The organism is Bradyrhizobium sp., assembly GCF_049581145.1.
In the GTDB taxonomy this organism is placed as follows: Bacteria; Pseudomonadota; Alphaproteobacteria; order Rhizobiales; family Xanthobacteraceae; genus Bradyrhizobium.
On the sequence record NZ_JBAURI010000517.1, the window covers coordinates 1 to 5,840 of the forward strand.

Genomic DNA, 5,840 nt, shown 5'->3' on the forward strand with positions numbered 1-5,840 from the left:
GGTGGAGCAGGTGCAGAACTTGGGCGCAACCGGCGCTGTCGAACAGGCCATAGTGGCAAACCCTGGCTCTGCGATCACGTCGCTGGCGAAGGATATCCTGGCTCTGGATACGATGATGCTTACTCACGCGGCCTCCATTCTGGAGTCTCAACCTGCGCGATGGTATCTTCCTTTTGCACTCCTCTCACAACCCCGGAATCTTACTGGATTAGCGAGCCGGCGATCCCGCGATGTAGCAGTGCCGCCACAGCTTGCTACTTTGTTCATCGACGCGAGTTCCCGCCATCATTGAGGACAGATCCTGGAGTAGAGTTCGGTTATGGGAGATCTATCCATGCGACTGCTGAAATCCATCGCAGCCTTGGCGTCGGCTGCGGCGATCACCTGCTCGATGTTTGTGTTTGCCTGGGTTGGCCTCGCGCTGCTCGGCTTTTGAACGGTTTTCCGCAAAGGCTATTCGGGACCGAACTGAAGTGCCCGCCCGGTTCGGAAATTGTGCACCCTGAGGGCCTTATTTCCGGCTGACGCGGACCGCCTCCAATCATTGTTGCAGGTGGGCCGCACGTTGCGTTGCCTCGATCTCGTTGAAGCGCAGTGCGCTCCACGAGCAGTCGGCTCTCTGGTGACTAACTCGATTTCGTTGCCGCGGACCGGCATCGTGATGTCGGAACGCGAAACGCGTCGTCCCGTCAGCAACAGCGCGTTTTGTTAGGTGTCAGCTGAACGCACCCTGCGCCTATAACGCGGTTTGCGGTCCATGAATGACTTTGCCCACCGTCGCGCGATACGAACGCGCGCTCATGATCTCTTGATGGAGCGATGCTGCTCGAATAGGGGCCGGCCGATCTCGTCCGCGCGAATCATCCCGATCAATCCACCTCGCTGACTGAGGACTGAGGAGCAAGGGGAAGTAATGCTGACGCATAACGTCGAACGGGGCGCCGTTGCACCGAAAATTCTCCTTCAGGGGGTTGCGAATCTGCAAAGATTTGGCCGCATATCAGGCAAAGTCCGACCGACGCGGCGCCCTCGCGATGGCGTAGACGACAAGACGCGGCGCCGTGCTGTCTAAAATGAGACAATCACGATCTTTCTGCGGAAGAATCTTGACGACACCGTAATAACACCGGAACAGTTCAACTTGACATTGCCGGAAGGCAATTTCCTGTGTGTTAGTCTAGCGAAGCGTTGTTCCCCATGTTTGCGTTGCTGGCGATGGCGCGGCTCTTATCCCCGTGGGGTGAGCTGATCATTGGCGTCATTCTGGATACCGCCGTGTTGGCGCTTGGAATTTTCGCAATCATCGCGACGTGCGTCTGGCTTTTGTGAAAGTGCCACGCGGCGCGTCTTGACGGCGATGGCGGCGGTATCGCCATGCCGCTTGGCTATCGCTCCGCGGCGGTGCGGTCCGATATCGGCCGACGACGCAACCCTTCATTCAGAAGGGCGGACGGGTTGTAATTGGCCTCGTTCAAGGCAGTGTCGACACCCGGCGGGACGATTTGATCGATCTGGATCCAGAATATCGTCGCTGAGCCGAACCTCGGCACCGGCCGAACAATTCGCACTGTCCCGCAATTCAACTTCCCCCCCCCCGGCCAGCCGCCCGATCACGCCGCCCGCACCGCTTGCAAAAATTTGTCCACCTCCAGCTTGAGTCGGTCGCTCTCCTTGGTGAGCGCGTGCGCCGAGTCCAGCACTTCGGTGGAGGCCGAGCCGGTTGCGCCGGCGCCGCGGTTGACTTCGGTGATGCTGGTGGCGACCTTGGCGGTGCCGCCGACGACCTCGCGGACATTGCGCGAGATGTCCTTGGTGGTGGCGCCCTGCAGCTCGACGGCCTTTGCGATTCCGGCGGCGATGTCGGACATCTGGCGGATGGTGCCGCTGATTTTTTTGATCGCCGCGACCGACGCCTGCGTCGCGGTCTGGATGCCGACGATCTGCTGGCCAATTTCCTCGGTCGCCTTGGCGGTCTGCGAGGCCAGGGCCTTGACCTCCGAGGCCACCACCGCAAAGCCGCGGCCGGCATCGCCGGCCCGCGCCGCCTCGATGGTGGCGTTCAGCGCCAGAAGGTTGGTCTGTCCCGCGATCGACGTGATCAGCTTCAGCACGTCGCCAATGCGCTCGGCCGTGCGGGACAATTCGCCGATGCCGGCATCAGTCTGCTCGGCCTGGCGCACCGCGTCTTCCGCGATGCTGGTCGATTCCGCGACCTGCCGGCCGATCTCGTCGACGGAGGATGCCATCTGCTCTGCGGCGGATGCCACCGACTGGACATTGGAGGAGACGCGGTCGGAGGCGGATGCCACCGCCACCGAAAGCTGCTGGGTCGCCTCCGCGGTCGTGGTCAGGCTGCCCGCCGATGTCTCCAGCTTGCCCGAAGCGGTGGCGACGGTCGTGATGATCTCATGGACCGCGGTCTCGAAACTGCCGGTCAGGCTTCGGACCGCCGTCTGGTACTGCTGCTTGGCCGCCTCCAGGTAGACCGAAATCGACAGATCCATGTCGAGCATCGCCGCGCGGGTGATCGCGCCCAGGAGTCTGGCCTTGTTGACGCGCGCCGCGCGGCCGTCGAACCAGCCATTGCCGATCTCGGCCTCGATGGCTTCGAGCAATCCGGTCACGATCATGGAATAGCCGCCGATGTACCAGCTCGGCGCGATGCCCAGCCGGCAATGCGCCGCGCCGATCCGGGTCACCGACTTGACGTAGGCCTCGTCGAACCTGCCGGTCGCGATCTCGCTCCAGTGCTCGATCTGGGCCTGTCTGGCGTGACGGACATTTGCCTCGATGGGGAAGAGTTTGGCCAGCTCGGGAAACCTGGCGATATGCGCATGGAACCGGTCGAGGACGGACGGCAGCGCCTTGGCGATCAGCGGCTGCAATTCGCGGAGCGCCTCGCGCGTCGCGCGGTCGATGCCGATGAATTCCAGGCGTGATCGGAGAGATGGGTGATCGGTCATCAGAGTCCTGCGGATGGCAAAACGGCGACGGGGCGAAGCGCCCGCTATGTTTGATAACGTGAATATGTTTAAGCGCTCTTGAACGTGCTGCCGTACAATACCGACCCGACCGGATTTTATTACCGGCGTGACCTGCGCGAAGGTTACGCAATTGCTAATTTTTTGGGCTGCATTTGCGGTCAAAAAGAGCAAGGGTCAGCCTGCCTGCCATAAATGCGAATGCAGCCCTGCAGGCGATTCAGTGGCTTAGCTCTGCATCGCAGATGGCATAATTCTTGACTCATCCTAAAGTAAGAACGAGAGGCGGAGGCGTCGTGGACGTTGTCCGGCCCTTGGCGTCAAGGGAAACGCCGATAACCATGCGGCCAGTCGTCGCTAATCCAAGTCTATCCGAGCTCGACGGCTTTGCCGCAGCATCGAGCGCCTCAAATGTCGCGCCAAAAATTGGGATAGACCCCGCCGCCGTCTTCAGGCGGACGGGCAGCGCGTTGGTACGGGCGTTGTTGGGACGACCTGGCACGCAACTCGACCACACCGCAGAACTCACACCAAACCACGCATTGAAACTCTCTTGGGACGAGGAGAAGACGATGGAATTGGGGAAGTACGCGCATCGACGGCTCGTGACACTTGGAGCCTTACTTTTGGGGATCGTGGTCCTCTATCTCGCATTCGCTGACATCGCATTCGCGCAGGACGCGGCCCCGGCGGCCTGCGGTGGCAAGATTCTGGAGAACTGCACGCCGAATTCTGGCGATACCGCATGGATGCTCACGTCGGTCGCGCTGGTGCTGATGATGACGGTCCCCGGGCTTGGCCTGTTCTATGGCGGCATGGTGCGCAAGAAGAACGTCGGCGACACCGTGATGACGAGCTTCGCCGTCACCTGTCTGATCACCATCCTGTTCGCGGCCGTGACCTACAGCCTGGCCTTCCGCCCCGGCACGCCCTTCATCGGCGGGCTCGATCGGATGTTCCTCAAGGACATCCTGAGCGACATCGGCAAGGGCGGCATCGGCAATCCCAATCCGTTGGCCCCGACCATCCCTGAAAGCGTCTATATCTGTTTCCAGATGACCTTCGCCATCATAACGCCGGCGCTGATCGCTGGCGCCTTTGCCGAGCGGATGAAATTCTCGGCCATGCTCTGGTTCATCGGCGTGTGGGCGATCGTCGTCTACGCGCCGATCGCGCACTGGGTCTGGGGTCCCGACGGCATCTTCTCGTCGGGCAACGATGCGGCTTGGGTCAAGGTGCTCGATTTCGCCGGCGGCACCGTCGTGCATATTAACGCCGGCGTCGCCGGGCTGATGTGCGCCATCATGCTCGGCAAGCGCACCGACTCGGGCCCGGCGCACAACATGGTGCTGACCTTCATCGGCGCCTCGCTATTGTGGGTCGGCTGGTTCGGTTTCAATGCCGGCTCGGCCGTCACGGCGGGAATGCAGGCCGGCATGGCCATGCTGGTGACGCAGATCGCGACCGCGGTTGCCGGTTTCACCTGGATGCTGGTGGAATGGGCGCTGAAGGGCAAGCCGACGGTGGTTGGCATCTGCTCGGGCGCGGTCGCGGGCCTCGTCGCGATCACGCCGGCATCCGGCTTCGTCGGGCCGGTCGGCGGCTTTGCGATCGGCGTCGCGGCGGGCGTCGTGTGCTACTGGGGCTGCACCGGGCTGAAGCACATGTTCAGCTATGACGACGCGCTGGACTGCTTTGGTGTGCATGCGATCGGCGGCATCGTCGGCGCGCTGCTCACCGGCGTGTTCGCGGTCGAGCAATATGGCGGCACGGCGGGTGCCCTGGAAGGCAATGTCGGGCAGTTCTTCAATCAATGCATCGGCGTTGCCACCGTCTTCGTCTATGACGCGGTGGTCAGTCTGATCATCCTGTTCGTGATCAAGATGTTCGTGGGCCTGCGGGTGTCGTCGGACATCGAACGCGAAGGTCTCGACCTCGCGCTGCATGGCGAAGTGGTGCAGTGACGTGTAGACCAGCCGGCGCGCCATTCAGGGCGCGCCGGCTGTCCCGATCGCGGGCGTGGCGCGCGAGCCTGATCCGCAAGGCATCCGCTTCCCGGCAGGTTTATTGCGGGGCGATCGCGGTTTCGGCTAGGATCACGCGCAAAACAATAAAGAGAGAGCGCGGTGGCGGGTTGGACCCCATTGCGCTCCAGGGAGCAAGCAATCCAGGCACTGGCACCCACGACGGGTGTTTGAGCATCAAGGAGATGGCACGATGACCGAGATCTTCGCACAAGGTGACCTGCTGCTCGAGCGGGTGGACGATGTGGCGCCCTCTGGCGCGGTTGCGGAAAATGCCGAAGGCGCGGCGATGGTGCTCCTGGAAGGTGAGGCCACCGGCCACAGCCACGCGATCCGGGAGAGGGTGAAGCTGTTTCGCGACGACAGGCTGGCCCGGGACATTCCGGCGGGGCTTTATGTCGGACATCTCCAGGTTGGTTCGGCCTATGCATGGGTGACGCATCAGGAACATGCACCGATCACGCTGCGGCAGGGCACCTATCGGGTGCGCCGGCAGCGCGAGCTCGGACCACGGGATGCGCGCATCCTTGCCGACTGAGGTCGATGCTGCACTCACCTCCGAGCAGAGCGCCGCGCTGAGCCGCTATCGCGCGCGGTGGGTGGCGATCCGCAGGTCGACGGAGCCCGCGGACCGTGACGCCGCCGAGGAGGGCGGGCGGCTGGCTTATCGTGCCGCCGGCTTACAACCGCCGGTCCGTTTCGTATGGAGCGATAGCCCGGTCGCGCTGTCGCATCTGACGCGCCGGGCCTCCCGCGCCGACGGCGCCAACGTCAAGGCAGCGCTGGTCGACCAGGTGCACCGCAGCGTGGCTGCAACCGTCGGCCGGCGCGTTGC

At 62.8% G+C, this 5,840-nt stretch carries 6 protein-coding genes; 5 read left to right on the forward strand and 1 reads right to left on the reverse strand.

Annotated elements, in window-relative coordinates; translation table 11 throughout:
• Nucleotides 1–292 (forward strand): hypothetical protein (locus WCB02_RS16965; RefSeq protein WP_423959710.1); only part of this gene is annotated, 292 nt, incomplete at its 5' end.
• Between the two features lie 905 nt (nucleotides 293–1,197).
• Complete coding sequence (locus tag WCB02_RS16970) at nucleotides 1,198–1,329, forward strand: hypothetical protein (protein WP_423959712.1); 132 nt, start codon at nucleotides 1,198–1,200, stop codon at nucleotides 1,327–1,329.
• 281 nt (nucleotides 1,330–1,610) lie between these two features.
• On the opposite strand, the gene WCB02_RS16975 is transcribed toward WCB02_RS16970, so the two are convergent.
• Nucleotides 1,611–2,963, reverse strand: coding sequence for a protoglobin domain-containing protein (locus tag WCB02_RS16975; RefSeq protein WP_423959714.1), 1,353 nt, complete (start codon nucleotides 2,961–2,963; stop codon nucleotides 1,611–1,613).
• A gap of 590 nt (nucleotides 2,964–3,553) precedes the next feature.
• On the opposite strand from WCB02_RS16975, the gene WCB02_RS16980 reads away from it, so the two are divergent.
• The 3 genes from WCB02_RS16980 to WCB02_RS16990 all read left to right on the forward strand — a co-directional run.
• On the forward strand, nucleotides 3,554–4,945 hold the full coding sequence (locus WCB02_RS16980) for an ammonium transporter (RefSeq protein ID WP_423959718.1): 1,392 nt from the start codon (nucleotides 3,554–3,556) through the stop codon (nucleotides 4,943–4,945).
• Between the two features lie 253 nt (nucleotides 4,946–5,198).
• On the forward strand, nucleotides 5,199–5,543 hold the full coding sequence (locus tag WCB02_RS16985; protein WP_423959720.1) for a hypothetical protein: 345 nt from the start codon (nucleotides 5,199–5,201) through the stop codon (nucleotides 5,541–5,543).
• On the forward strand, nucleotides 5,533–5,840 hold a 308-nt coding region (locus WCB02_RS16990; RefSeq protein WP_423959722.1), incomplete at its 3' end, for a hypothetical protein. The genes WCB02_RS16985 and WCB02_RS16990, both read left to right, overlap by 11 nt.